The sequence below is a fragment of the Litoreibacter sp. GN1-5 genome (genome assembly GCF_055693805.1).
In genome coordinates this window covers 3,103,962-3,130,561 of record NZ_JBVFUP010000001.1, presented here as the reverse complement: position 1 = coordinate 3,130,561, position 26,600 = coordinate 3,103,962, and the positions used below count along the sequence as shown (strand labels likewise).

The following is a 26,600-nucleotide window of genomic DNA, read 5'->3' as shown; positions in this document are numbered from 1 at the left end:
GATCTGTGCCGTTCAGCTGTAGACTCCGTTACTGTTTCTTTCTGTCGATTTGGGTGCGGTCAAGGCTTGCTGAGCGGAGCCTTTGCGGAGATCAAATGAAGTAGGTCGTGTGGCACGGTTGAGGCTGGCGTAGACACCAGAGCCAGCCCGCTAAGTGATGTATGTGGTCGTTGTGTGTTATAATTGATCCTCCAGTTTTCAATGATCTTCCGAGCCTCGAGCCCCGCATCCCATCGCGTAAGGGGCTCAAGGTTTCCCATCTCACACGATGAGATCCGCTATTGTCAACGTCACAAAATCGAGATCATGTTTGCCCGCCTCAAGGATTGGCGGCGGGTCGCAACCCGCTATGACAGATGCTGGGACTGAACACCTAGGGGCTGTATTTGCGCTCAGCGCAAAATACACTGAAGCCAAATTGAATTAATTTATCTAATTCTTCCCGCCGAGATTGATACGGTTGCGCCCCACCTACTTGGCGGGGCGTCCCTAGTTAATGCACGACGGCATCGTCCGGTTTGGGTCTGTTCGAAGCTGACAGCCGGTCGCCGACGATCAGGCCATCTGGTCCCGCGCTGATGGGCACGACAGACCCATCAAGTACGTCACCCGCCAAGATCATCTCGGCTAACTGGTCTTGTAGGGCACGTTGCATGACTCGCTTCAGGGGGCGCGCGCCGAAGACAGGGTCGTAGCCCTCATCGGCCAGCCATTTACGTGCGCCATCGTCCAGATCAAGGGTGATCTTGCGATCAGCCAGACGCTTGTCCAGAAGCCCGTGCTGGATGTCGACAATCGCCCCCATGTCGCCCCGGCTGAGACGATCGAAGATGATCGTCTCATCTAATCGGTTCAGGAATTCCGGCCGGAAATGTGCCCGAACTGCATCCATCACATCGCGCTTCGCCTCAGTCGGGTCGCCACCATCGGGCAACTGGCTCAGCGCTTGTGCTCCAAGGTTTGAAGTCAGGATGATCAGCGTCTGCTTGAAATCGACAGTGCGGCCCTGACCATCGGTCAGCTGCCCGTCATCAAGAACCTGCAACAGCACGTTGAACACATCCGGGTGCGCCTTCTCGACCTCGTCAAACAGCACGACCTGATAGGGTCTGCGTCGAACGGCTTCGGTCAAAACGCCGCCTTCATCATAGCCGACATAACCCGGGGGGGCACCGATCAGACGGGCGACGGCGTGTTTCTCCATGAATTCGCTCATATCAATCCGCACCATCGCGCTGTCATCATCAAACAGATATTCGGCCAGAGCCTTGGTCAGCTCGGTCTTACCCACGCCCGTTGGCCCAAGAAACAGGAACGAGCCCAAGGGGCGGCGTTCGTCGTTCAGGCCAGCCCGCGCACGGCGCACGGCATTGGCAACAGCCGTGACGGCTTGTCGCTGCCCGATCACCCGGCGTCCGATCTCTTCTTCCATGCGTAGAAGCTTGTCGCGCTCACCTTCCAACATCTTGGAGGTCGGAATACCCGTCCAACGCTCTACCACCTGTGCGATCTGCTCTGGCCTGACGGCTTCTTCAACGACGACATCACCTTCACGCGCCTCGGCCTCGCCCAGCGCTTTTTCAAGCTCGGGGATCACACCGTAAGACAACTCACCGGCTTTGGCCAGATTGCCTTCGCGCTTGGCAATGTCCAACTCGGCCCGTGCTTTATCCAGCTTTTCTTTCAGATCACGTGCCCCTTCCAACTTGGCACGATCCGCCTGCCATTGCGCGGTCATCTCGTCCGAGCGTTCCTGCAGGTCTGACAGATCTTTCTGCAAAGTTTCCAGCCGATCCTTGGAGGCAGCGTCGTCCTCTTTCTCCAAAGCGGCGGCCTCGATCTGTAACTGCAAAATCTGGCGATCCAGCGCGTCCAGTTCTTCGGGTTTTGAATCCACTTCCATCCGCAAGCGCGAGGCTGCTTCATCCATCAGGTCAATCGCCTTATCGGGCAAGAACCTGTCTGTGATATAGCGATGTGACAGCTGCGCCGCAGCGACCAAAGCACTGTCGGAAATCCGCACGCCGTGGTGCAGTTCGTATTTTTCCTTGATGCCACGCAGGATAGAAACCGTGTCTTCAACCGTAGGTTCTTCCACCACCAAAGGCTGGAACCGCCGCGCCAAAGCTGCGTCTTTTTCGACATGTTTACGATATTCGTCCAAGGTCGTGGCCCCGACACAGTGCAATTCGCCTCGCGCCAATGCAGGCTTCAGCAGGTTTGAAGCGTCCATTGCGCCCTCACCTTTGCCAGCGCCAACAAGCGTGTGCATTTCATCGATGAAAAGAATGATCTCGCCCGCAGCAGATGTCACTTCGGACAGAACCGCTTTCAGGCGCTCCTCAAACTCACCGCGATATTTTGCACCCGCGATGAGCGCGCCCATATCCAGCGCCATCAGTCGTTTGTTGCGCAAGGATTCCGGCACATCGCCATTGACGATCCGTAAGGCAAGCCCTTCGGCAATCGCGGTTTTCCCGACGCCGGGCTCCCCAATCAGAACCGGGTTGTTCTTGGTCCTGCGGCTCAGCACCTGCATTGTGCGCCGAATTTCCTCGTCACGCCCGATGATAGGGTCAATTTTACCTTCTTCGGCTGCTTCCGTCAGATCGCGCGCATATTTCTTCAGTGCGTCATAGCCTTCCTCGGCTGATGCGCTGTCCGCTGTGCGGCCCTTGCGAATGTCATTGATTGCCGCGTTCAGGTTTTGGGCCGAAACGCCCCCGGCTTCCAGCGCGTCCCGGGCTTTCGATTTGACCATACACAGGGCAGTCAGAACACGCTCAACCGTAACAAAGCTATCGCCTGCCTTTTTGGCCAGCTTTTCGGCCTCATCCAGCACCTTGGCGGTCTGCGTATCCATATAAATAGACCCGGCATCGCCTGTCACCTTGGCAATCTTGCTGATCGTAAGATCAATGGCCTCGCGCACAGCCTTGGATTGCCCGCCCGCCCGGTCGATTAAATTGGATGCCAATCCCTGATCATCATCCATCAGGGCTTTCAATAGATGTTCTGGACCAAGCCGTTGGTGATCCTCACGCATAGCTATTGTTTGTGCGGCCTGAACAAATCCGCGCGCACGTTCGGTGAATTTCTCCAAATTCATATCATTTTCCTCTCATTAAGCGTCAAACCCGTAAAACGCCCGCCCGGCGGCACGTCTTTATGGCTGACCTTGCAATTTTATGTGGGGGGCGCCTTGAGCTATCTCAAGGGCATCATTCACGAAATTTCCCTCACGCGTCACGCTTTTGAGAGTTCACTGCAACGTGGGTTGGAACCGGTGCAGCAGTTCCTAAGTTATCCACAGGTAAACAGGAGCGTAGCCATGAGCAGTTATCGCACAGAAGTCAAAAACCCGACCTATAACCCTGCCAAGCAGTGTTTTGAGGCGCTTGTCATCTTTCACGAGGGCGAAGATCGGCTAAGCTTTCCCACCAGCGTCGCATTACCAATTTCCAGTGAGTTCGACACCGTTACAAACGCCCTTCTGCATAAGGCGAAAGAGAACCGCAAACGTGGCTTATCCGAGCTGATGTCACGAAGTTTACCCAAGACAGATCGCTTGTTGCAGCAGATTACTTTGGCAATCAGGCGGAGTTCACAACAGGCAGCCTGAACCCTTCGATACGCGGTTTGGGGTCTTGAGTAGCCCGCCACTCAGGACTACACCCCCAGCCAGCGCATTGAAAGGAAACACCATGTCTGATGACCGCCTGATCGTAGCACTGGATGTGCCAAACGCTCTGGATGGCTTGAACCTTGCTGCAAAGATCGGTGACGCCGTGTCTTTCTACAAGATAGGGCTTGGTATGCTGACCGGCGGCGGTCTTGCCCTTGCCAATGAGCTGAAGCAGGATCATGGCAAACGCATTTTCCTTGATATGAAGCTGTTCGATATTGGCGCGACGGTCGAGGCTGCGGTTCGGGGGCTTGCGCAGTTTGATCTGGACTTCCTGACAGTTCATGGCGACCCGCATGTTGTGCGTGCTGCGAAAGAGGGTGCTGTGGGCTCTGACCTGAAAATCCTTGCTGTAACGGTGCTGACCTCCCTTGACCGCGCTGACCTTGACGCCTGCTTGATCAAAGGCGGTGGCATACCCGATCTTGTGTCTGAGCGTGCAGATCGGGCCTTTGAGGCCGGGGCCGATGGCGTGATTGCCTCCCCACAAGAGGCTGCGCTGGTTCGCCGACTTCCGTCTGCCAACGACAAACTGATCGTGACCCCCGGCGTGCGCCCGGACGGAGCCGCGCTTGGCGATCAGAAACGTGTCGCTACCCCTGCAAAGGCCCTACAGGACGGTGCCGATCATATCGTGGTGGGACGGCCCATTTGGCAGGCCGAAAACCCACGTGCCTCTGCCGAGGCAATTTTAGCCGAGCTTCCCTAAGGTCAGATTGTAGCGCAGCATTTTTTCAACCTGATTGATGCGACGTATCACTACTGTGTGCATCCCTATATGAACAGATGGCATCAACAAAAATGTAGTAGTTTGTCGCTGAAATTTTCCTTTCGCATGTCCAACCTTGCGAAAGTGGTTTCAGTATCGGTGTCGCTCTGTGGTTTAGTCGTGGATACAGAGATAGCTGCTATATTCACACTTTTAGTTTCGCCTTCATTCAAAAGATCGACTAAGGAATTTACGAATAACTTCATTCTATAGGCATTTTTCGTTGAGCGAATAACCCAATGCTCATCAATCCAAAAATCTGTATTCTGAGCGATCTCGGACAATTCCCAATTATTTTGATGCAGGCAAAGCTTCAGTTGCGCGCGGTAGCTTATGCCTTTTGATTTTGTAACAATTGCAATCGTCCAAATAAAAGCCCCCGTGGGACGGGGGCTTTGTGAGGCTGGTGGTTAAGGTGTCAGCCTTCGTTGATATCCGTATCCCAGATTTTCACCTGACCTTTCCGGATGCCAAAGATTTTGCGCAGTGTTAGCCAGCTTACGAGGGCCAGCACAGCGAACACAACCAGACTCAAAGGCAAGGACCCGGCAAGGTAGGCAGACAATCCGGTGTCTATATAAAACACTATGCCCATGACGCCCGCTGCGATGGCGAACCCAAGCAGGATATAGCCAGGTAAGAGAACCTCAAGGATGCCAAGTATAAGCGCACCAGAGAACCAAACCCAATATTCCGACAACATGATTAAGACCTCCCTTTTAACAATCCGAATGCATCCGAGAACGCGTCAAGGGCTGCGGATGGCAGAAGAATTGTCTGCTTGCCCTCGCCTTGACCAACGGTTGTTAAGGCTTCGACCTGTTTCAAGGCCACTTGGTACTGAGCTGCCTCAACACCGTTTTCCTTGATGGCCTGCGCAACTACGCTGGTAGCATAAGCTTCAGCATCCGCTTGTACGCGACGCGCTTTAGCGGTTTGCTCGGCCTCATAGAGTTCCGCATCGGCATTCAATTCAACCGCGCGTTTGCTACCTTCGGCTTCCATCACCTGCGCCCGACGGGCTCGTTCTGCATTCAGCTGTTGTAGCATAGCAGCCCGCGTGGCTTCGTCCAAATTGACGTCCAGAATCTCGGCACGAGTTACCTCGATCCCCCAATCATCAACAACTTTCTCTAACGCCTGTTGGATACGCGATATCAGCGCAGCACGGTTTGTTTGAACTTCGTCAAGTTCCAGCGCACCGATTTCGGACCGGATCATACCTGCAACGGTTGTCGAAATCGCGGCATCCACATCGCGGATCCGGTAAACTGTCTTTTCAGGCTCTGTAATGCGATAGAACACGCTTGATTCCACCTGCACAAGTACGTTGTCAGATGTAATTGCGTCTTGTCGGTTTGTGGGTAACTGGCGCTCAAGAACAGAAATCTTATGCGCAACACGATCCAAAAACGGCACAATAAAGTTGATGCCTGGTCCAAGCACCGCGCGCAGGCGGCCAAACCGCTCCACAACAAATTTTTCCGACTGTGGGACAATTCTGACACCGGCCAGAATGACAACAATCAAAAATACGAACAACAAAATGTAGACAATATTGTTGCTCAAAAAATCAACGATAAGTTCTTCCATAGTATGTATACTCCCTCTGCCCCCAAACATCATATGGGGATTAATCATGGTTTTTTGAAGCTTTAGATGTATTTTTTCCAAAAATACAGTGTTTTAAACGCTGGATTGTAAGGTTTTAAAACCTGCTTTAGTTTACCGCATGCCTTCTATCTGCCGCGATTGCCTGACCCAGTTTGAGACCGGTGCGCGTTGCCCCATGTGCCGCAGCCCGAGGGTCGTTTCGCATCCCGAACTTTTCAGCTTGTCCATAGGTCATATGGACTGCGATGCGTTCTATGCCTCGGTTGAAAAGCGCGACAATCCGGAGCTGCGCGATAAACCTGTCATCATTGGGGGTGGACGGCGGGGGGTCGTCTCAACCGCCTGCTATATTGCCCGCATCAAAGGCGTGCGCTCGGCCATGCCGATGTTCAAAGCGTTGAAGCTGTGCCCTGAAGCGGTGGTCGTGCGTGGGCGCATGCAGACCTATGTGGATGTCTCGCGCCAAATCCGTGCAATGATGGAAGAGCTGACCCCTGCCATTGAGCCTCTGTCGCTGGATGAGGCCTTTATCGATCTGACCGGAACAGAAAAGCTGCATGGGGTGCCGCCTGCAATAGTTCTGGCAAAATTGTTGAACCGGATGGAGTCCGAGCTGGGCATTACAGGCTCTGTCGGATTGAGCCATAACAAGTTTCTGGCAAAAATTGCCTCTGATCTGGACAAACCACGCGGATTCTCCGTTATCGGCGAGGCAGATACCGATGATTTTCTGCGCGACAAGCCTGTCAGCTTGATTTGGGGCGTGGGCGCGGTCAGCCGCGAAAGCTTGGACAGGGCAGGTATTCGCACTTTCGTCGATCTGTTGCGATGGGATATCAAAGACCTGCACGCCCGGTTTGGGTCCATGGGGGACAGGTTATGGCATCTGGCGCGCGGACAGGATCACCGCAGCGTATCTGCCCGCAGACCTATAAAGAGCATTTCGAACGAGACAACCTTTCATGAGGATACGTCAGACCCGGATCTTTTGGACGGGCATCTGTGGCGGATGGCCGAAAAAGTTGCAGATCGTGCCAAAGCCAAACAGCTTGCAGGGCAGGTGATCACGTTGAAGCTAAAACGCGCCAACTTTCAACTGATCACACGCCGGATTTCCTTGCGGGATGCAACGCAATTGGCTGATCGCATCTACCGGACAGCCCGTGATCTGTTTGATCAGATCGGGGATCGCGGTCCCTATCGCCTTCTGGGTGTGGGCCTCAGTGATCTGATGCCGGAACAGGATGCGGACCGGGCGCCCGATCTTCTGGACCCCAATGCCATCAAAAGGTCCGAGGCGGAACGCGCCACGGATAAAATCCGTGAGCGCTTTGGGCGGGATGCCATTGTGAAAGGCCGATCATTACGGTGATTTACTCCGCTGCCAAAGGCATGTCCTTGCGGCCAATATCGGCGATTTCTGCAATCACACGCGCCATTAGATTCTGGAATGCGCGGAAATTTCCATTCGGGCGGATATATTGTTCATTCATATAAAGGGCGCGGTCAATCTCGATCTGGACGGCGTGCTGTCCGCGGGATGGTCGGCCATATTGCTGCACGATATAGGCTCCGGCAAAAGGCGCGTTGCGACTGGTCCGCAGACCTGCGCTGGTGAAAATCGCCTCGATCCGCTCAACGATGCTGCTATTGGCGGATGCACCAAACCTGTCGCCCAACACTATTTCGGGGGTTGGGAAACCAGATTGGCTGACCGACTGAACTGCTTCATGGGGCATTGAGTGGCAATCGATCAGGATCGCTTCGTCAAATCGCAGCCATGTTTTGTTCAGTAGGGTTTGAAGCTGGTCATGATAGGGGTGCCAGCATTCAACGATACGCTTATGAGCCTCGCTTTTGGACACTTTACCATTATAGATCGCGCGCCCATTCGAGACGACACGTGGCACAACCCCAAGGCCTGAATTCACACGTGGATTATGCACAGTCGCTTTGGCGCCTTCGACCACGGCTGGATCCAGCTCATCCGCGGCGCGGTTCAGGTCCAGATAGGCCCGCGGCATACGCGCGGTCAGTGTCGCCGCCCCGCACGCAACGGCAGGTTTGATCAACTGATCCATAAAAGCGTCTTCCGAGGACCGGATCGACAGCTCATCCAAAGCCGAGCGACGCAGGAAAGCTGCCGGATAATCCCGCCCGCTATGGGGGCTGGCAAAGACCACGCAAGAGGTCTGAACCTCTGGCATAGACAGAATATAGGGTTCTTTGACCATCGCGGCCTCCTTGCCATGCCTTATAAGCTGATTCACTCTTGCATCAAAAGCCCTTGAACCGTTTCCCGACTCCTTCTATAGAGCGCAGACCAACGTGCTCTGGCTGCGTTCATATCCATGTGAACAGGGCGGAAATCGGCGGTCGATGGGCGCTTAGCTCAGCGGTAGAGCACTTCGTTGACATCGAAGGGGTCACTGGTTCGATCCCAGTAGTGCCCACCATCGGAACTTCAGACGTGTCTGGAGCAGGAGTTTAACTAAGGCGCACGCGCGCTTTGAGACAGGAGAAAGACCCATGAAGGTCAGAAATTCGCTTCGCTCCCTGAAAGCGCGCCACCGCGATTGCCGTGTTGTGCGCCGTAAGGGCCGTGTCTATGTGATCAACAAGACACAGCGCCGGTTTAAAGCCCGTCAGGGTTAAGCCAGAATCATTCTGTGGAAAAGCCGCACGGGACACCCCGATGCGGCTTTTTGCGTTTGTGTTACCGCAGAATCGAATCCGCCAGTAACCGTACCACGGTGGGTTGGTTGAGATACCCCGTCTTGGTCAGTTTGCGTGCTTCCTGATAGCGGCGGATGGCGCGGCGGGTTCGGTCATCAAATTTGCCGTCCACTTCACCCGGTTTCAGACCCAGTTTGCTCAGCCGACTTTCAACCAGACGGCGCGTGTTTTGGTTCAACCCCAGATTGGCCTCAGCCCGTTGCGCCGCTTCAAGGGCTGCGCTGTTACGTTGTTCCTCGGTCAAGGCTGCAATCTGCGCCTTTGCTTGATCTGCGAACGCCCCATTCGGATTGGATTGCAGATAGCCCTGATACGCGGCCAAACTGCCCACGGATTGCGCAGCATCCCAATCCGCGCGGTCCTGAGTTTCTGCCGCAGAGCGCCGGGCCGCCTCAAACGGTTCCAACCGGGCCGTGGCGATTTCGGCGAAAACGCCATCCGGGTAGCGTTCCAGATAGGCGCGCAAGCCTGCTTCGTCGCCCTCTGCCCCGGTTGCCGCCCAGTAGGCACGGTCTTTCTCTTCCAGCTCGGCCTGCCGCAAGCGTGCTTCTTCTTCCAGCTCGGCAGCGCGGCGTTCTGCCTGTACTTCAAGCTTGGCGATCTGGTCGCGGGTCATGAAGCCTGTCGCATCCTCGCCATTCTCTTTCTGCCAGTCGCCAATTGCCGCGCGTGAGCCGCGCCCGAAAATCCCGTCGATCCCTTTTGGGTCAAAGCCCAGCAGAGACAGGCCACGCTGGATTTCCCGCCGTGCATCGCGGCTGAGCTTCAGGGCTTTCTCACCTGCTTCGGCCTGCAGGCCGGGTTCTGCCTCGATCCGAGTGATTTCAGCCTGCGCTTCATCTGCGAATAGCCCGTTGGCATAGCGATCAAGATAGCTTTGATAGGCATCGATTGTGCCAATCCCTTGCGTTGCCTGCCAGAACACACGTTCGGTTGCATCCGGGTCCACCGGTGGCGGGGCCACGACGGCCGTTTCACCATCACTCAGGAATGGCACCAAAGGCGCCATGAACCCTGACCCGCTTAGCGTCGGCCAGTCCTGCAAAGCCGTGGCAAGGCTGATGCCTTTCGTTGGCAGGACATCCTTGGCGAAATCTGCAACATCCCCCGCGGGGCCACTGATCAGCGTTACCCCTTGCGGGACATCGGGCAGCAACAGGCCCCGTTCAAGGCCAGAGCCAAGGTCGATATTCCGATCCTCCGTTCCGATCAGCACTACGGCCTGCCCCGGCGCACGCCCGGCGATTTCCACAAGCACATCCAGTGGAACGCCATTTGTCCCAACATTGGCCAGCCCCGGTTCATCCGCGTCCGAGGCCAGAAGCCAGCCAAGCCTGTCTGACCTGACTACATGCCCGGACACCGCAATCACAATGCGCCCCGACCCATCGGCGCTTTCTTCAAACAGTCGCAAGACCTCGTTCAAGGCACCAGCGCCGGCATTTTCAATAGACGCAACGGAAAATCCTGCCTCTTCCAGGGCAGGTCCGGCATCAAGCATTTCATCGGCATCGGTAATGTCGCGCCCGTTGGCGTAGTCTTCGTTGCCGATGATCAATGCAACATCAGCTGCCCAGACCGGGGTAATGCTTAGCCCGATGGCAAGCGCGAAACTGTGAAACCGCATGGTCGTCCTCCAACCCAATAACGGACCGGTCAATCAGTCGTAGGATCGCTGGTCCTCAATTACCATACCATCATTCGGCAAGCTGCCAACGGCCACCGGCACGATCCTGCCACGCAGTTTCAGTACATCCTGCACCGAAGCCTCATAGCCAGCGCTGTCTTGCTGAGGCGTTTCGATCTGAACCTCCATTGCGTCCATTTCACCATCGCGAGTCACAACGACGCGGGCCCGCCTCACCTCGGGATGGCGTGATACCAGTTCGGCCACTTGCTCGGGACGCACGAACATACCCTTAATCTTGGCGGTCTGATCAGCGCGGCCCATCCAGCCTTTTATCCGCATATTCGTCCGCCCGCAGGGGCTTTGCCCCGGCATTACGGCGGACATATCGCCAGTGCCAAAACGGATCAAAGGATAGTCCGCATTCAGGGACGTTACCACGATTTCCCCGACTTGGCCTTCTGCAACCGGAGTTCCGGTGCCCGGTGTTACAATTTCAACAATGACACCCTCATCTATAACCATTCCTTCCATCGCTGAGGTTTCATAGGCGATATGACCCAGATCAGCGGTGGCATAGCATTGCAGGCAGGTTATCCCGCGGTCGATGTATTCCTGACGGAGTGACGGGAAAAGCGCACCGCCAGAAACCGCTGCCTTGGTTATGGCCAGCTTCACACCCATCTCATCGGCTTTATCGAGGATCACTTTCAGGTAGTCCGGCGTGCCCGCATAGGCCGTCACACCTACGTCCTTCGCGGCCCGCACTTGCAATTCCGTCTGTCCTGTTCCGGCCGGCAGCACCTTCGCGCCCACCGCCCGTGCGCCGTTTTCAAACATATGGCCAGCCGGGGTCAGGTGGTAGCCAAAGCAGTTTTGCACAATATCCTCAGCGCCAATACCACAAGCCGTCAGAAAGCGTCCGAAGCGCCACCAATCATGGGATACACCGCCCGGTTCATATATCGGGCCGGGTGACTGAAATACGTGCGCATAATTGCCCATGATGACCCCACCAAAAGGCGGGTTGGCCTTCTGCCATTCGGCAAGCGTCGATTTCCGGAGCACCGGAAACTGCACCAGATCCGCGACCGAGCTTACCGCCCCTTGCGGAAAACATGACCCCATCCCGTCTTGCACGCGCTTTACCTGTGCCTGCAAGAGAGCAAGCTGTTCCGCCTCGCGCTGGTCAGCGCTGCGGGTCTCTTGGGTGTCGAAATGCGTCATGCCGGATGTCCTCTCACCATTTGCGTCTTGCGATTGAGCCTAGCCGCTGTCCGGCAAGGCCCGCAATGGATAATGACTTTGGCAATCGTGCGAAAAGCGAAGGGATTTTCAGATAAGCTTTTTGGCCGCATATTCCACCATTTTCACAGGATATGACCCGTATTTCACAGGACAGTGATGGCATTCGCGTTCATGAACCAAGTATGTGCATTTATGAACCAGTCATGCGTTATTTTCACGCGCCTGTGCTTTGTGGTGAGCGTAAATCTTTACCATATTCATTTCATCAAACGGGCAACAACAGCCCAACACCTAGACACACAAAACCGGAGTACACAAAATGAAAACCCTTATCGCAACAACCGTCCTCGCCCTGTCCCTCTCAGCCCCTGCTTTTGCAGATCAGGCTTTCTTCGCCCTGACAAACGACTCTGCCGCTGAGCGTATCGTACAAGAAACCAGCGTTGGCGACACAGCCGCTGCCAAAGCAAAACTGGCCTTGAGCAACGATTCAGCCGCTGAGCGCATCGTTCAGGATAGCGTAGCAACACGGGGCGACACATCCGCCGCCAAAGCGTTCTTCGCTATGAGCAACGATTCTGCTGCGGAACAGATCGTTCGCTAAACAAATACCACTCCCGCGAACCTCGAAGCCGGGTCATCCAGAAATGGGTGGCCCGGTTTTGGTTTTGGCTTAGCGCTTTAGATCCTTGCTCAACTGGATCGGCTCTGTCTTGCCACTGAGACGGGCACGATATGGCGCAAAGCTTTCGGTCACACGCATCACATAGTTACGGGTTTCGCGGAAAGGAATATGTTCGATCCAATCGATCACATCCACATTCGAGGACCGGGGATCGCCATAAAGCTTTGACCATCTTACCGCCCGGCTTGGTCCCGCATTATATGCCACAGACATCAAAACGGGATTACCCTGAAACTTGGCATTCAGTTCGGCCAGATAAGCCGACCCTAACCGGGCGTTATATTCCGGGTCGGACAACAGGCGTGCGCTGGAATAATCTTCACCCAGACCAGACGCCACTGATTGTGCAGTACGCGGCATCAGTTGCATCAGACCACGCGCACCCGCCGGGCTGATTACAACCGGATCGAATTCGCTTTCCCGTCTGGCAATGGACAGGGCAAACTCTTGCGCGACTGGAAGCGTTAGTCCGGCAGGCGTAGATACAGGAAAATAGCTTTTGAACAGCTCATGACCCTGCCGTGCGGCCTGTTTCGAGATCATCAGCGCAACATGGGGGTCGCGCAGATAAAGGGCCAGATCGCCCATCTGACCAAGGCTTTGTTCATTCTGGGTTTCTGCCAGATGCACGAGAAATCGTTCGGTCAGGTCACGGCTGCCAGCCTGGTGCAACTCAAGCGCTGCTTTGTAAACGGATGACTGTGTAAAAGGGGCTTGTTTCCAATTAGGGAAGCTCTCGGCCCCCGTCATGCGTGGATCTGCGCCGACTTCGGCCCGTTCCGCAGCAAGCTGGCCATAGAAGCTGGATTGATATTGTGACCCAAGGGCATACATCGTCGCGGCCTCAGCCGGGTTGCCCGCAGCTTCATAGGCGCGACCAAGCCAATATCCGGCGCGACCCAGGCTAATTGGAGTTGCTACGGCTTTCTCAAACCGTTTGAAATGGGTGATTGCTGTTTGCGGGTCATTAAGTTTGCGCAGAGCGATATAGCCTGACAACCATTCAAGATCGGCATAATCTGAACCACTCTCAAGATGATGGGATGAGGCAATACGATAGGCGATTTTTGCTTTGCCTTCGCGCATACGTTGACGGGCAAGGGAACGTCGGCGATTAGCCCATTCATCGGGTCGGCCCAGAAGTTCAGCGGATTTGGAGCGTTCGAGCAGCATATCAACCGCGGTACTGTCCAAACCTTTGCGCGCGCGCCAAAGGAAGCGATCAAAGGCAAGACCGGGATCGCCTGATAGTTTATCTGGAATTGCTTTAATCAGCGCATCGACACCGGACTTGTTTTCGCGCAGAGCCATGCGTGCATTGGCAAGCTTCTTGTAATCATCATTCAGCACGGGCAGCATACGTTTGACTGCAGTATTGGAGCCGCGCCAGAGCAACATATCTGCCCGTTGTGTATGCAAATCCTTAATGTCAGCCCCATGACGTTCCAAGAATGCGTCATGTTCGGCTTGGCTCATGTTGAAGGTCAGCCAACCGCGTCGTGCCTCTTCGCGGGCTTTGTCAGGTTGGCCTGATTTTCTGAATGCCTCGGCCAGACGAAGTGAGCCGACACCTGTTTGCGGCAGGGTCTTGCCGAAGAAGTTCAAGACGCTGTCAGGGGTGCCGCCGCGTGGGATCGTGACTTCGCATCGCTGGCGTAGCAATTTCAAACCGGGCCAGTCTGCGTTGCGTTTCACAAAGTCCCGGCATTCGCCAAAGCTGCCCTGGCTTCCGCGCAGGCGGAACCAGTCAACCACATCCCGTGATGGGCCAGACGGAACCCGCGCGCGCAAGGCGCTTACTGAGCTCCAATCGCCCTTTGTGGCGGCAGTGATCGCTTCGCCCAATGCTATGCTGCTTTGCGACCATGATTGCTGAACTCCGCAGACAGCGAAGAATAATGCTACGGATGTGCGTAGTATGTAGGGTTTCAACTGACCGACCTTTGATTTTTTCGTAGAATCTAATCGTGCCTGATCGTCTTGCAAGACACAAACTTGGCATTATTCGCTCTTGCACCTAACTTTGCCCGAGTTTATCCGGCCTAGCTATAAGTTTTTTGCAAAGGAGATGTGTCATGTTCAAGGGATCAATGCCCGCACTGATCACGCCAATGAAAAACGGCGCAGTGGATTTTGATGCACTCAAACAACTGGTCGAGTGGCATATCGCGGAGGGCTCGCACGGGTTGGTCCCGATGGGAACAACTGGTGAGAGCCCGACGCTAAGCCATGACGAGCATGATGCCGTCGTCGAAATGGTTGTGAAGCAGGCCGCTGGTCGTGTGCCGGTAATTGCAGGGGCTGGCTCAAACAACACGGTTGAGACGGTTCGGCTTGTCCAGCATGCCAAGAAGGTCGGTGCGGATGCGGCATTGGTGGTGACGCCTTACTATAACAAACCGACGCAGCGCGGATTGATTGCGCATTTCACTGCTGCTGCCGATTGTGGCTTGCCGATCTTCATTTACAACATACCGCCGCGTTCGGTCATCGATATGTCGCCCGAGACAATGGGTAAATTGGCCAAGCATCCGCATATCATTGGTGTCAAAGATGCGACTGCTGATATTGCCCGTGTGTCTCTTCAAAGAGAAACCTGCGGTTTGGATTTCATCCAGATGTCAGCAGAAGATCCTTCTGCCTTGGGTTTCCACGCCCATGGTGGCGTTGGCTGTATTTCCGTCACGGCCAATGTTGCGCCGAAATTATGTGCTGAGTTTCAGAATGCAATGGCAGAGGGTGACTACGCCAAGGCACTGACTTTCCAGGACCGCCTGATGCCATTGCACAATGCGATCTTCACGGAGCCGGGCCTTGTCGGCGCGAAATATGGCGCGTCACTTCTGGGCAAATGCAGCGAGGAGGTCCGCTCGCCGCTTACCCCGCTGGAAGACAGTACCAAAGCGGCGATCAAGGATGCGATGCGTCATGCAGGGCTGATCAACTGACACTCATCCGACCCTATTGCGATGCGGATCAGGCAGAGTTGCTTCAGCTCTGGGAAGCTGCAACGCGGCGTGCACATCCGTTCCTGTCCGAAGACTTCATAAGGCAGGAACGGCATAATATTCCAAAGCTGTACCTGCCCCGTATCAAGACATGGGTTGCCATGTTGGGGCAGCGTATGGGCGGGTTTATCGCGCTCATGGGGTCTGAAATTCCGGCTTTGTTTGTTGCACCTGAATTTCAGAGACGTGGTATTGGCGCATCACTGTTGGATCATGTGCGGCGGCAGCATATGCCTCTGACACTAGAAGTGTTCGAGGCCAACCTGAGTGCCCGCGCCTTCTACCATGCTTATGGTTTTCGGCAGGTCGGGACGCGCATACATGAACAGGCAGGTGAAAGATTGCTTTGTCTGGCACTGGACGAAGGTCACACCAAGCCCCTATATGCGCGTCATGGCCAAGAAACCGGAAAATAAGAACTACAAGATCGTCGCCGAGAACCGGCGCGCACGATATGACTACGCCATAGAAGATGATCTGGAATGCGGCATTATGCTGGAAGGGTCAGAGGTCAAGTCGCTGCGCACTGGAAAAGCACAGATTGCCGAAAGCTATGCTGCTGTTGATGACGGTGAACTGTGGTTGGTCAATAGCTATATTCCGCCCTATGAGCAGGCCAAGACGTTTCAGCATGATGAACGCCGCCGTCGTAAACTTCTGGTCAAAGCACGCGAGCTGTCGAAGCTTTGGAGCGCAACACAGCGCGAGGGAATGACGCTGGTCCCTATGGTTTTGTATTTTAACCATAAGGGGCGTGCAAAAATCAAAATCGGCATCGCCAAAGGTAAAAAGCAGGCAGATAAGCGTGCGACCGAGGCGAAACGTGACTGGCAGCGCCAGAAGGCCAGGTTGCTGCGCGACCACAGTTAATTGCCGATCATGGCTTTCCGATTTGCGGGCGGCTCACATCCTTTGTAAATAGCTAACCTAGTAACGGTATAGGTAGTTCTCAGGGTTATGATCGCTCTGAGGAAAGGGAGTAATAGTGGAACAGCTCTTGATCAGCGTATTTTCCGGCATATTCGGCGGCAATATGGCTGCTGGCCTGTTAAAAAGCATCAATATGGGCATTTTTGGGAATTCTGTTGCTGGTATGATCGGGGGCGTCGCAGGCGGCAGGTTTATGACAATGCTTGGTACAAGCAGTGCTGCGGATGGAAGTATGGATATCACCACCCTGATCGGACATGTGGTTTCCAGTGCCATTATAGGCGGTCTGGTTCTGGCTGTTGTCGGGATGGCGCGGAACCTGACGATCAAATAAGCATCTTGCCAGCTTACAATCTGATCGATACCAGTTTGCGAAACTCAACCACAGAGGTGGGGGCATGGGAGACGATCCGAAAACTTTAGTAAGCACGCAATGGCTTGCTGATCATCTGAAAAACCCTGACCTGCGTGTTTTGGATGCATCGTGGTATCTGCCTGATATGAACCGCAACGCCCGTGCGGAATACGATGCAAGCCATATCCCCGGTGCGCGGTTCTTTGACATTAACGAAATCAGCGATGCGCGATCTGCCCTGCCGCACATGGCGCCACCGGTCGAAAAATTCATGAGCCGCATGCGCGCCATGGGCGTTGGCGATGGTCATCAAGTGGTGGTTTATGACGGTTCCGGTCTGTTTTCCGCTGCGCGGGTCTGGTGGCTGTTTCGGCTGATGGGCAAGACTGATGTGGCGGTTCTGGACGGCGGCTATCCTAAATGGGTTGCGGAGGGGCGCTCGGTAGAAGACCTCCCGCCAGTTTTGAAAGAACGTCACATTACTGTGCAACGACAAGCCCAATTGGTGCGTGACGTGACACAAGTTGCTGCGGCCTCCAAACTGGGGGATCACACGATGCTTGATGCACGTGGGCCAGCCCGGTTCAAAGGGTCCGCACCGGAACCGCGCGAAGGCCTTCGCGCAGGGCATATTCCGGGATCAAAGAACATTTATTACCGGGATGTGTTGACTATGGATCATACGATGAAATCCGAACAACAGTTGCGGGATTTATTCCACGACGCAGGTATTGATCTAACCAAGCCGGTAATAACCACTTGCGGGTCTGGCGTTACTGCTGCCATCCTTAACCTTGCGTTGGAACGCATCGGGAACCGCAATCATGCGCTATATGACGGGTCATGGGCGGAATGGGGTCAGTTCGACCAGCTGGCTGTTGAAAAAGGATAGGAACGTGCTTGAAAATCTGACTGCGCAGCCTGCCGACAAAATATTGCAATTGATGCAGATGTTTCGCGAAGATCCGCGTTCTGACAAAATTGATCTGGGTGTTGGTGTCTACAAAAATGCCGAAGGACAGACCCCGGTGATGCGTGCAGTGAAAGCTGCGGAACGGCAGTTGTGGGAGGTCGAGACCACAAAAAGCTATACCGGGCTGGCAGGTGATCCGGGGTTTCACGCCGCGATGGCTGATCTGGTCCTTGGCAAGACGGCTGACGCGGGCCAGATTGCCGCTGCAGCTACTCCGGGTGGCACTGGTGCGATCCGTCAGGGGTTGGAACTGATCCGGATGGCTGCACCTGATGCAACTATCTGGTTAAGTGCGCCGACATGGCCAAATCATCCGTCGATCATCAAATACCTTGGCATGAATATGGTCGAGTACCGCTACTTTGATGCTGAGACCCGCGCGGTGGATTTCAACGGTATGCTGACCGATCTGTCGAATGTGAAGCCCGGTGATGTCGTCCTGCTGCATGGCTGTTGTCATAATCCAACTGGTGCCAATATGAACGCAGCACAATGGCAAGAGATTGCCGCGCTCTTGTTGGCAAAACAGGCAGTGCCTTTTGTTGATATTGCCTATCAGGGCTTCGGCGATGGGCTGGAGGCCGATGCCTACGGGGTACGCCGTCTTGCCAAGACGCTGCCCGAAATGCTGATTGCGGCCAGTTGCTCAAAGAATTTCGGTGTGTATCGCGAACGCACCGGTCTTCTCATGACAGTCACACAAGACGTCGGAAAAACGGCTTTAAATCAGGGAACATTGGCTTTTCTGAACAGGCAAAATTACTCCTTCCCGCCTGATCATGGCGCGCGACTGGTCACGATGGTGCTGACCGACGATGCTTTGCGCGCTGACTGGCTGTCAGAGCTGGAAGACGTGCGGCTTGGCATGCTGAAACTGCGCCAGCAACTTTCCGATGCATTGCGCAAACGCACGGGATCAGATCGGTTTGGCTTTCTTGCGGATCACCGCGGCATGTTTTCACGCCTGGGGGCAAGCGAGGCTCAGGTGCAGGCGATGCGCGAAAGCCATGGGATTTACATGGTCAGCGACAGCCGTATGAACATTGCCGGATTGAATGAAGCGTCTATCCCGATTCTGGCTGATGCGATCGTAAGCGCCGGGGTTTAGGCCCTTGTGCCTTGCGCTCAATTGATTTAAACGCCAGCTTCCCTAGATAATCCAGGGCCAAGTCTCCGCTACCTTGTCAAAACGGAAAAAATTATGACACGTATTCTTCCCGGCATCATCGCCATGGCTATCGTCGTGGTCGCATCCAATATTCTTGTGCAGCATATCATCGCGGATGGTTGGCTGACTTGGGGTGCATTTACCTACCCGTTCGCCTTCCTCGTCACAGACGTGATGAACCGCGTCTATGGAACAGCGGCGGCGCGCAAGGTCATTTTTGCAGGCTTCGTGGTTGGTGTGATCTGTTCACTCATCGGAACACAGATCATGGGTGAGTTCGGACCATTGGTCACATGGCGTATCGCACTGGGCTCTGGCATAGCCTTCCTGTCGGCGCAACTGATCGATGTTTTGATTTTCAGCATGCTGCGGCAGTCTACCTGGTGGAAAGCGCCACTTACCTCGACCCTGATCGGGTCAGCCATCGATACGGCGCTTTTCTTCACAATCGCTTTTTCTGTAGCCTATACTTGGATCGAGCCCGGCAATGATGTGAGTTGGGCTAATGATCCTCGCCCGCTCTTCGATATAGGGCCCGTTTTGCCCTATTGGGTCGGCCTGGCAATTGCAGATTATGGTGTGAAGCTTTGTATTGCGCTATTGGCTTTGATCCCGTTTCGTCTGCTTGTCACAAAACTTTCAAGCGATACTGCATAGAAAAAGCTTGAGTTATCCACAAGATGTGCCACCATCTTTCCTAACAGTAACCAGAGAAAGGAGGTGTCCATGTCTAGAGTGATATTGGAGCGAGGTGTCAGGCAAGGTGCGGAGGTGCGCTTTTAGGGGCAGTCCCCTACATTCACACTGAGGTGCCGGGTCAGCCCACCTGACCCACCTCCATAAGATCTCGGAAGGGTCGTCATTGCTGTGGCGACCCTTTCTTTATTTGCTCTGGATTATGCTAAAGTGGCATCCATGATGTTCGGAACCTATCATGCGGTTCCATTTTAACTGCGATTTCATCATAAAACCGTTTCTACTTTTCAGATTGCACTTCGAGCGACTTACATGCTTCAATTTCGAGCCGAAATAGTCGCAGAAATTATATTATGACCAGACCGACCGTAAAAGACATTGCCGAAGCAGCTGGCGTTAGCCTTGCGACAGTAGACCGCGTCCTGAATGCGCGGGCTGGTGTGCGGGAAGAAACGATCCAGAAGGTGCAAACAGCCATTAATGATCTGGGGTTTGTCCGTGACACTGCGGCCGCCAATCTTGCCAAGCGACACCGCTATAAACTGGTTTTTATTCTGCCGGATATTCAAACGGGCTTTATGACCTCAATGCGCACCGAAGTTGCTGACGCCAAACCCCATGCTTATCTGGAAAGAACGGATCTGGAGCTTGTGCAGATCCCCAGCTTCGATACCGATGCTCTTGTCGCGCAGTTATCCATGCTAGACGAAAATATAACTGGCGTCGCTCTTGTCGCAACGGATGCGCCGCAGGTTCGCGCAGCTATTAGCAAGCTGAAATCAAAAGGAATCAAGGTTGTGACGCTTGTATCGGACTTACCGGGCTCAGAGCGGGACTATTTTGTTGGCATTGACAATATTGCAGCTGGGCGCACTGCTGCGGCGCTTATGGGGCGCTTTCTGAAACAAAAGACCGGCAAGATCATGGTAATCCTTGGATCACAGATCGCCCGTGACCATATTGAGCGGCAAATGGGATTCAGTGAGATAATGAAAAGGGATTTTCCCGTTTTCGAAGTCATGACATCGCTGGAAGGGAAAGATGATTTTGAAATCGTTGAAGGCCTGGTTAGCGAAACACTGAATACACATCCTGATATCGTCGGAATCTACAGTGTCGGCGCTGGGAATCGTGGTTTGGTTTCTGCCTTACAAGCTGTTGGCAAACGTCCGATAGTTATTGCCCATGAGCTAACAGAGTCCACACGGCTTGGTTTGACCGATGGCGCAATTGATGCTGTGATTAATCAAAGTGCTGGCCATGAAATCCGCAGTGCTATTCGTGTATTGCGCACGCTGAGTGAACAGCAAGTCCTGAACCATGCGCAGGAAAATATTTTCATCGACATTTTTGTTAAGGAAAATATGCCGAAATGACTTGTTTCTTCTTCGCTTGCGATCATTCTTGAGGTACGTTTTGCATATCAATTAAAAAGAAAGACGAACTCACGTGAAGACAGACTATTTTGACGGCATCTCCCCCTTACGTACCAAGGCAAAGACAGCACCGACGCGCTGAGTTTCCGACATTACAATCCAAACGAAGTGATCATGGGTAAAACTATGGCCGAGCATCTGCGTTTTGCGGTGTGCTACTGGCACAACTTCGTCTGGGGTGGAAATGACCCGTTCGGTGGGGACACGTTTGAACGTCCCTGGTTTCCGGCTGACACGACTGAGCTGGCCAAGAAAAAGGCTGATGCTGCGTTTGAGATGTTCCGCCTGCTCGGCGTCCCGTATTACTGTTTTCACGACCATGATGTGCGTCCCGAAGGCGCATCACTGGCCGAAAGCCATTCCCGTATGGATGAGATGGCCGATTACCTGCAAAGCAAGATGTCGGAAACTGGTGTCAAATTGCTGTGGGGCACGGCAAATATGTTCTCCAACAGGCGTTACATGGCAGGGGCCTCTACCAATCCTGATCCAGAAGTCTTTGCTTATTGTGCCTCGGTCGTGAAGAAATGCATGGATGTAACTCACCTTTTGAAAGGTGAAAACTATGTGCTATGGGGTGGCCGCGAAGGATACGAAACCCTCCTGAACACAGATCTTTCCCGTGAACTGGATCAGATGGGCCGCTTCCTGAATATGGTGGTCGACTATAAGCACAAATTGGGTTTCAAAGGTGCGATCCTGATTGAGCCGAAACCACAAGAACCCACCAAGCACCAATATGATTACGATGTTGCGACGGTCTATGGCTTCCTAAAGCGCTACGGTTTGGAAGGTGAGGTAAAGGTGAATATTGAGCAAGGTCACGCCATCCTTGCCGGACATTCGTTCGAACATGAGATTGCATTGGCCAATGCGCTGGGCATCTTCGGGTCCGTGGATATGAACAGGAACGACTACCAGTCGGGCTGGGATACGGACCAATTCCCCAATAACGTGCCTGAAATGGCGCTGGCTTATTACCATATCCTGCAAGGCGGTGGGTTCACGACGGGCGGTACGAATTTTGACGCCAAATTGCGCCGACAATCCCTTGATCCGGAGGATCTGCTTATTGCGCATGTAGGTGCTATGGATTGCTGCGCACTAGGATTGAAAGCCGCAGCCCGTATGATTGAAGATGGCAAGCTATCGGGTTTTGTTGAAGACCGTTATGCCGGATGGAATACGCGCAATGCGACCAAGATGCTATCTGGTGACATGACGCTGGAGGAAATTGCGGCCAAGGCGGAAGCAAGCGCACTTGACCCACAACCTCGGTCTGGAAAGCAGGAATATCTGGAAAACCTTGTCAACCGCTACACCTGAAATCTGTTTTTACTTATTACGAATGGCCGGGGAATTCCCCGGCCTTTTTGCTTTGCAAACAGTGCATTACCGGAAATTTCGCCCGTATTAGGCGCTCATTTACATTTTACACGAATACTACGCCTCAGAGTCGCATCGGCAGAACCAGCCTGTGCGTAGTGAAACGAGGACCCAGCGCATGTTGTTCTGTGTAAAACATAGCACCGCATTGATGGCGCATCGCCGGTAAGGACCCTTCCATGAAATTTTCGAGCCTTTCTTTCAAACTGCCCGCCGCGATTGCGCTGCTTTCCTTCTCGATTGCCAGTACCATGGCAATCTATTCATACGTGACCGCACGCGATTCTCTCGATTTACGAAGCAAGCAACACGCTTGATCTGGCATTACATAGCCATTCGACCCAGCTTGAATCGTGGTTGCAATCAATCGAAACTGATATTGTGCTGGGGGCAAAAAACCCAACCGTTCACGAGGCTATCCGTGATTTCAACAATGGCTGGAAAGGGATAAAATCCGGCGCAACAGAGTTTCTGCAAGACGCTTATATAACGCGCAATCCGTTCCCGACCGGAGAAAAACATAAATACCTGACGGCAGATGATGGCTCGGTTTACAGCCATTCGCATCGCGCCTATCATCCGTTTTTTACAGCTTTCCTGACAGAAGGGGGCTATTACGATCTGTTCTTGTTCAACGCGAATGGCGATTTGGTCTATAGCGTGTTCAAAGAAAACGATTACGCCACAAATTTTGTGACTGGCCAATGGGCCGATAGCGGACTGGGGCAAGCCTATCGCGGTGCAATGACCTCTGATGGCAAAAAACCTGTTTTTGTAGATTTCAAACCATATGGTCCAAGCGCTGACGCACCCGCCGCATTTGTCGCGATAAAAGTTATGGATGATGAGAATAAGCCCAAAGGCGTAATGGCCTTGCAGATGCCAATTGACAAGTTGAACAGGATTCTAAGCGGGGCAACCGGCTTGGGTGAAACTGGCAGCATCATGCTTGTTGGTGAAGACGGGCTTTTACGAAACGATCCACGCAATCACCCGGAAGAAGCAATGCTGATGCGTGCCCCTGATTCCGAACAGGTAAGGTCTGCTTTGAAAGGAGACCCGGGAATTATTCTCGACACGGTGGACAACCATGCTGTTGGCGTGATTGCGGCCTTTGAATCAATTCATTTCTTCGATCATACTTGGGCGATGATTGCCGAACAAGATCATGATGAACTTTTGGCACCAGCGAAACATTTACTTCATGCAAGCATAGTGGAAATTGTAATTGCAGCCATTGCGTCTATCGGGTTTGGATATCTTCTGGCCAATTACATTACTAAGCCCTTAACCCGACTTGGTGCTGTGATGCAGCAGATTTCAGATCATGAGTTTGATTTTGAAGTCAAAGATGCCTCTCGAAAGGACGAGATTGGTACTATTGCGCGTGTTCTGAATGATTTCAGTGACAAGATCGAAGCTGGCGAAAAGCTCAAGATAGAGCAGGAGCGGATGCAGCAGGATCAGGTTCATATGATCAACAATCTGCGCCAAGGGCTCAGCAATCTTGCTGAAGGTGATCTGACATCAACCCTTAAGGACCCATTCGCGCCTGAATACGAAGAGCTTCGCGCAAATTTCAATACGGCTATAGAGCAGGTCAACGAAACGATCTCGAAACTGATCGGTGCAGCCAGCGGTGTTGGTAGTGGGGCTTATGAAATAAGTCAGGCGTCAGATGACCTGTCACGTCGTACTGAAAACCAGGCTGCTACGCTTGAAGAAACTGCAGCCGCGCTGGATGAGCTTACGGCAAGTGTCCAGTCTTCGGCAAAAGGCGCGTTGGAAGCAGACAATATTGTTCAGGGGGCCCGGGCCAATGCCGAAGCCAGCGGGAAGGTGGTTGTTCAAGCTGTGACGGCCATGACGGAAATCGAAAGCTCTTCCGATCAGATCTCGCAAATTATTGGGGTGATTGATGACATCGCCTTCCAAACCAATTTGCTTGCGCTGAACGCTGGTGCTGAGCGCTGCGCGCGCTGGTGAAGCTGGCCGGGGCTTCGCGGTAGTAGCCTCTGAGGTCCGGGCTTTGGCCCAGCGATCATCAGAGGCTGCGCGCGAGATCAAAACGCTGATTTCCACCAGTTCGCAGCAGGTACAGAAAGGTGTCGATCTTGTCGGTAAAGCAGGTCAGGCATTGCAGGAAATCGTGGAGAGCATTGGCAACATTTCCACCCTTGTTTCTGACATTTCGTCATCATCCAAAGAGCAGTCTACAGGCTTGTCAGAAATCAATACGGGTGTGATGCAGCTTGACCAGGTTACGCAGCAAAATGCTGCGATGGTGGAAGAAGCAACCGCTGCCAGCCATTCGTTGAAATCTGAAGCAGAGAGCCTGACACAACTTGTATCCGTATTCAAAATTGATCAGGCCAGCGGGTCAAGTAATGTCGTGCCAATGCCTACTGTTGAAGCTGCGCCATCTGATGATCCAAAAGTGGGTTTTCAATCTGCGCGTACAGTGAACGGCGCGGATCAACAAACGACCGGGTGGGAAGATTTCTGATCGTTTCACCTGACATTTCAATCCAAGCCCTTCATTCAATAAACGTGGCAGCTCCATGACAAAAGTCCGTATTGTGATTGCTGATGGCCGCCCTGTACGGCGAACGAAACTGATCGCCAAACTTCAACGGCATGGCGATATGGACATCGTGGCTACTGTCACTGACGCAAAATCAGCATTGGCAGCCATTGCGGATCACTTACCAGACGCTGTTATTCTGGGCAGCGAGTTTGTATCCCTGTTCAAAATTCCTGATCTAAACGCAAAACTACACGATCAAATATCCAAAGCTTCACCAGTCTGGATCTGCGTTTTCACACAAGATAATATGCTTGCCCTGTTGAAAGATGGGGTTCCCCCAAGAGATATAAATCTCGTTGAAGACGAAGATACAGAGAAACTTTTACAAATATTGCGGGCAAGCCCAGTAAACCACAGGCATCAACCAAGAAGAACTGTACAAAGACAAATACCACAAAGCCGGGTTTCGACCATTGTGGCGATTGGTGCCTCTACCGGCGGGGTAGAGGCTATTCAAACTATTCTGACGTCTATGCCAGAAAACTGCCCGCCAATTATGATTGTTCAACATATGCGCGGACAATTCCTGTCAGCTTTTGCAAAACGGCTGGATAGCTTATGTGCCCTCGAGGTGCTTGAAGCCTGGGATGGGGCACCACTTCAACAGGGTCGGGTTTACATTGCACCGGGCGCTGAAGCGCATCTTGAGCTTGCGCAAGGCGAAGGGCGATATTGCAAACTCAGGCCAGCGCCCGAAATCTCTGGTCACAGGCCATCTGTCGATGCGTTGTTTTCATCTGTCGCACAATGCGGAGTGTCTAAGATAGGTGTCTTGCTCACCGGCATGGGTAAAGATGGGGCCGCCGGGCTGCTGAAAATCCGACAAAACGGTGGCCACACAATTGTGCAGGACCAAGACACATCCGTTGTCTATGGTATGCCAAGGGCGGCGGTAGAACTTGGCGGTGCCTGTGAACAGATCGCCTTGCCTAATATCTGTTCTACCATTCTAAAAGCCGTAAATATGCCTGCCAGACAGAAGGTGTTTTAATGACTGTCCAAACAGCTGACCCCATTCATATCGGACAAGGGGAATTTCGGGTCTCGGATCGCTCAGAGGATATGTTTGTAACGATCCTTGGGTCTTGTGTCGCTGTGGCGCTTTATGATCCTGATCGTAAGGTCGGTGGGCTAAACCATTTTCTTCTTCCAGGAGGAGAAGGTTTTGACCCAACGAATATGCGATATGGCATCCACTCTATGGAGCTTTTGATCAACGGGTTGCTTAAACTGGGCGCGCGCCGCGATGCCCTGTGTGCTAAAGTTTTTGGCGGTGCCCGCATGATGGAAGGTTTTTCCGACATAGGGTCAAAGAACGCGCGATTTGCAACAGAATTTCTTGAGACAGAGTGTATTACTTGTGTCAGTCAAAGCCTTGGTGGCACGCAAGCCCGCAAGTTAAGGTTTTGGCCCACAACGGGAAATGTGAAACAGATGCTGGTTGCTAACGAAATAATTGCCACACCATCTGTCCAGCCCGTCCAGAAACCTGCCCCTAATGATAGTGTTGAATTTTTTTGAATGCTCTATCCGTCATATTAACCGGGTCCGGGCAAAGCGCTTGTTATCGCGAGTTTTAGCATATGGCTCATACGCCAAAGCCTTAACTTGCACAGCACATAGATCGCGCGACGTTTTTCCGTGCGGTTAAGCCGCCGTGATAACAGGACATATGGGACATGGGCAAAAATGCTAAA

26 protein-coding genes, 1 tRNA gene and 1 pseudogene are annotated in these 26,600 nt (G+C 53.4%); 20 read left to right on the top strand and 8 right to left on the bottom strand.

The window, feature by feature from the left end:
• Positions 1-59: 59 nt before the first annotated feature.
• Entirely contained in the window at positions 60-260 is a 201-nt protein-coding gene (locus tag ACZ1HF_RS15665; RefSeq protein WP_472658390.1) for an integrase core domain-containing protein, read from the bottom strand.
• A gap of 7 nt (positions 261-267) precedes the next feature.
• On the opposite strand from ACZ1HF_RS15665, the pseudogene ACZ1HF_RS15660 reads away from it, so the two are divergent.
• A pseudogene (locus ACZ1HF_RS15660) lies at positions 268-369 on the top strand (IS5/IS1182 family transposase); the annotation flags it as partial.
• A gap of 124 nt (positions 370-493) precedes the next feature.
• Here the strand turns inward: ACZ1HF_RS15660 and clpB are convergent.
• Positions 494-3,109: an ATP-dependent chaperone ClpB gene (clpB, locus tag ACZ1HF_RS15655; RefSeq protein ID WP_472658389.1), complete on the bottom strand. Its 2,616-nt coding sequence runs from the start codon at positions 3,107-3,109 to the stop codon at positions 494-496.
• 222 nt (positions 3,110-3,331) lie between these two features.
• On the opposite strand from clpB, the gene ACZ1HF_RS15650 reads away from it, so the two are divergent.
• A complete protein-coding gene (locus ACZ1HF_RS15650; RefSeq protein WP_472658388.1) occupies positions 3,332-3,622 on the top strand; it encodes a hypothetical protein in 291 nt (96 codons plus the stop codon).
• Positions 3,623-3,704: 82 nt separating this feature from the next.
• Positions 3,705-4,394 carry an orotidine-5'-phosphate decarboxylase gene (gene pyrF / locus ACZ1HF_RS15645; RefSeq protein WP_472658387.1) on the top strand — a complete coding sequence of 230 codons (690 nt, stop codon included), beginning with the start codon at positions 3,705-3,707 and terminating at the stop codon, positions 4,392-4,394.
• Between the two features lie 478 nt (positions 4,395-4,872).
• Here pyrF and ACZ1HF_RS15640 read toward each other — a convergent pair whose 3' ends face one another.
• Positions 4,873-5,157, bottom strand: coding sequence for an NfeD family protein (locus ACZ1HF_RS15640; RefSeq protein ID WP_472658386.1), 285 nt, complete (start codon positions 5,155-5,157; stop codon positions 4,873-4,875).
• Positions 5,158-5,159: 2 nt separating this feature from the next.
• The gene (locus ACZ1HF_RS15635; protein ID WP_472658385.1) at positions 5,160-6,047 is read right to left on the bottom strand and encodes an SPFH domain-containing protein; all 888 of its coding nucleotides are present in this window, start codon (positions 6,045-6,047) and stop codon (positions 5,160-5,162) included.
• 139 nt (positions 6,048-6,186) lie between these two features.
• Between ACZ1HF_RS15635 and ACZ1HF_RS15630 the strand changes: the two genes are divergently transcribed.
• A complete protein-coding gene (locus ACZ1HF_RS15630; protein WP_472658384.1) occupies positions 6,187-7,440 on the top strand; it encodes a DNA polymerase IV in 1,254 nt (417 codons plus the stop codon).
• Between the two features lies 1 nt (position 7,441).
• Here ACZ1HF_RS15630 and ACZ1HF_RS15625 read toward each other — a convergent pair whose 3' ends face one another.
• The gene (locus tag ACZ1HF_RS15625; RefSeq protein WP_472658383.1) at positions 7,442-8,302 is read right to left on the bottom strand and encodes an N-formylglutamate amidohydrolase; all 861 of its coding nucleotides are present in this window, start codon (positions 8,300-8,302) and stop codon (positions 7,442-7,444) included.
• A gap of 147 nt (positions 8,303-8,449) precedes the next feature.
• Between ACZ1HF_RS15625 and ACZ1HF_RS15620 the strand changes: the two genes are divergently transcribed.
• Positions 8,450-8,524 (top strand) — tRNA-Val (locus ACZ1HF_RS15620).
• A 73-nt stretch (positions 8,525-8,597) separates the two neighbouring features.
• Positions 8,598-8,723, top strand: a complete 126-nt coding sequence (ykgO, locus tag ACZ1HF_RS15615) for a type B 50S ribosomal protein L36 (RefSeq protein ID WP_008182844.1) — start codon at positions 8,598-8,600, stop codon at positions 8,721-8,723.
• Between the two features lie 61 nt (positions 8,724-8,784).
• On the opposite strand, the gene ACZ1HF_RS15610 is transcribed toward ykgO, so the two are convergent.
• Together ACZ1HF_RS15610 and ACZ1HF_RS15605 are read right to left on the bottom strand one after the other, a co-directional pair.
• Positions 8,785-10,431, bottom strand: coding sequence for a peptidoglycan-binding domain-containing protein (locus tag ACZ1HF_RS15610; protein ID WP_472658382.1), 1,647 nt, complete (start codon positions 10,429-10,431; stop codon positions 8,785-8,787).
• 33 nt (positions 10,432-10,464) lie between these two features.
• Positions 10,465-11,658 carry a phenylacetate--CoA ligase family protein gene (locus ACZ1HF_RS15605; protein WP_472658381.1) on the bottom strand — a complete coding sequence of 398 codons (1,194 nt, stop codon included), beginning with the start codon at positions 11,656-11,658 and terminating at the stop codon, positions 10,465-10,467.
• A 340-nt stretch (positions 11,659-11,998) separates the two neighbouring features.
• Between ACZ1HF_RS15605 and ACZ1HF_RS15600 the strand changes: the two genes are divergently transcribed.
• Complete coding sequence (locus tag ACZ1HF_RS15600; protein ID WP_472658380.1) at positions 11,999-12,283, top strand: hypothetical protein; 285 nt, start codon at positions 11,999-12,001, stop codon at positions 12,281-12,283.
• Positions 12,284-12,352: 69 nt separating this feature from the next.
• On the opposite strand, the gene ACZ1HF_RS15595 is transcribed toward ACZ1HF_RS15600, so the two are convergent.
• Positions 12,353-14,296: a lytic transglycosylase domain-containing protein gene (locus tag ACZ1HF_RS15595; RefSeq protein ID WP_472658379.1), complete on the bottom strand. Its 1,944-nt coding sequence runs from the start codon at positions 14,294-14,296 to the stop codon at positions 12,353-12,355.
• Positions 14,297-14,439: 143 nt separating this feature from the next.
• Between ACZ1HF_RS15595 and dapA the strand changes: the two genes are divergently transcribed.
• From dapA to ACZ1HF_RS15530, 13 genes are all read left to right on the top strand, one after another.
• Entirely contained in the window at positions 14,440-15,312 is an 873-nt protein-coding gene (dapA, locus tag ACZ1HF_RS15590; protein WP_472658378.1) for a 4-hydroxy-tetrahydrodipicolinate synthase, read from the top strand.
• Positions 15,313-15,350: 38 nt separating this feature from the next.
• Complete coding sequence (locus ACZ1HF_RS15585; RefSeq protein ID WP_472658377.1) at positions 15,351-15,788, top strand: GNAT family N-acetyltransferase; 438 nt, start codon at positions 15,351-15,353, stop codon at positions 15,786-15,788.
• A complete protein-coding gene (smpB, locus tag ACZ1HF_RS15580) occupies positions 15,766-16,242 on the top strand; it encodes an SsrA-binding protein SmpB (protein ID WP_472658376.1) in 477 nt (158 codons plus the stop codon). Before ACZ1HF_RS15585 ends, smpB begins: the two co-directional genes overlap by 23 nt.
• Before the next feature lie 115 nt (positions 16,243-16,357).
• Complete coding sequence (locus ACZ1HF_RS15575; protein WP_472658375.1) at positions 16,358-16,636, top strand: hypothetical protein; 279 nt, start codon at positions 16,358-16,360, stop codon at positions 16,634-16,636.
• Between the two features lie 64 nt (positions 16,637-16,700).
• Entirely contained in the window at positions 16,701-17,549 is an 849-nt protein-coding gene (gene sseA / locus ACZ1HF_RS15570; RefSeq protein ID WP_472658374.1) for a 3-mercaptopyruvate sulfurtransferase, read from the top strand.
• Positions 17,550-17,553: 4 nt separating this feature from the next.
• A complete protein-coding gene (locus ACZ1HF_RS15565; RefSeq protein ID WP_472659065.1) occupies positions 17,554-18,738 on the top strand; it encodes an amino acid aminotransferase in 1,185 nt (394 codons plus the stop codon).
• Between the two features lie 93 nt (positions 18,739-18,831).
• Positions 18,832-19,455: a queuosine precursor transporter gene (locus ACZ1HF_RS15560; protein WP_472658373.1), complete on the top strand. Its 624-nt coding sequence runs from the start codon at positions 18,832-18,834 to the stop codon at positions 19,453-19,455.
• A gap of 392 nt (positions 19,456-19,847) precedes the next feature.
• Positions 19,848-20,870 (top strand): LacI family DNA-binding transcriptional regulator, encoded by a 1,023-nt coding sequence (locus ACZ1HF_RS15555; RefSeq protein WP_472658372.1) that lies wholly within the window; start codon positions 19,848-19,850, stop codon positions 20,868-20,870.
• Between the two features lie 138 nt (positions 20,871-21,008).
• Positions 21,009-22,256 (top strand): xylose isomerase, encoded by a 1,248-nt coding sequence (gene xylA / locus ACZ1HF_RS15550; protein ID WP_472659064.1) that lies wholly within the window; start codon positions 21,009-21,011, stop codon positions 22,254-22,256.
• 342 nt (positions 22,257-22,598) lie between these two features.
• Positions 22,599-24,302 carry a methyl-accepting chemotaxis protein gene (locus ACZ1HF_RS15545; RefSeq protein WP_472659063.1) on the top strand — a complete coding sequence of 568 codons (1,704 nt, stop codon included), beginning with the start codon at positions 22,599-22,601 and terminating at the stop codon, positions 24,300-24,302.
• The gene (locus tag ACZ1HF_RS15540; RefSeq protein ID WP_472658371.1) at positions 24,277-24,822 is read left to right on the top strand and encodes a methyl-accepting chemotaxis protein; all 546 of its coding nucleotides are present in this window, start codon (positions 24,277-24,279) and stop codon (positions 24,820-24,822) included. The genes ACZ1HF_RS15545 and ACZ1HF_RS15540 overlap by 26 nt, the downstream gene beginning before the upstream one ends.
• Before the next feature lie 55 nt (positions 24,823-24,877).
• Positions 24,878-25,894: a chemotaxis protein CheB gene (locus tag ACZ1HF_RS15535; RefSeq protein WP_472658370.1), complete on the top strand. Its 1,017-nt coding sequence runs from the start codon at positions 24,878-24,880 to the stop codon at positions 25,892-25,894.
• Positions 25,894-26,424 carry a chemotaxis protein CheD gene (locus tag ACZ1HF_RS15530; protein ID WP_472658369.1) on the top strand — a complete coding sequence of 177 codons (531 nt, stop codon included), beginning with the start codon at positions 25,894-25,896 and terminating at the stop codon, positions 26,422-26,424. The genes ACZ1HF_RS15535 and ACZ1HF_RS15530 overlap by 1 nt, the downstream gene beginning before the upstream one ends.
• Positions 26,425-26,600: the final 176 nt, after the last annotated feature.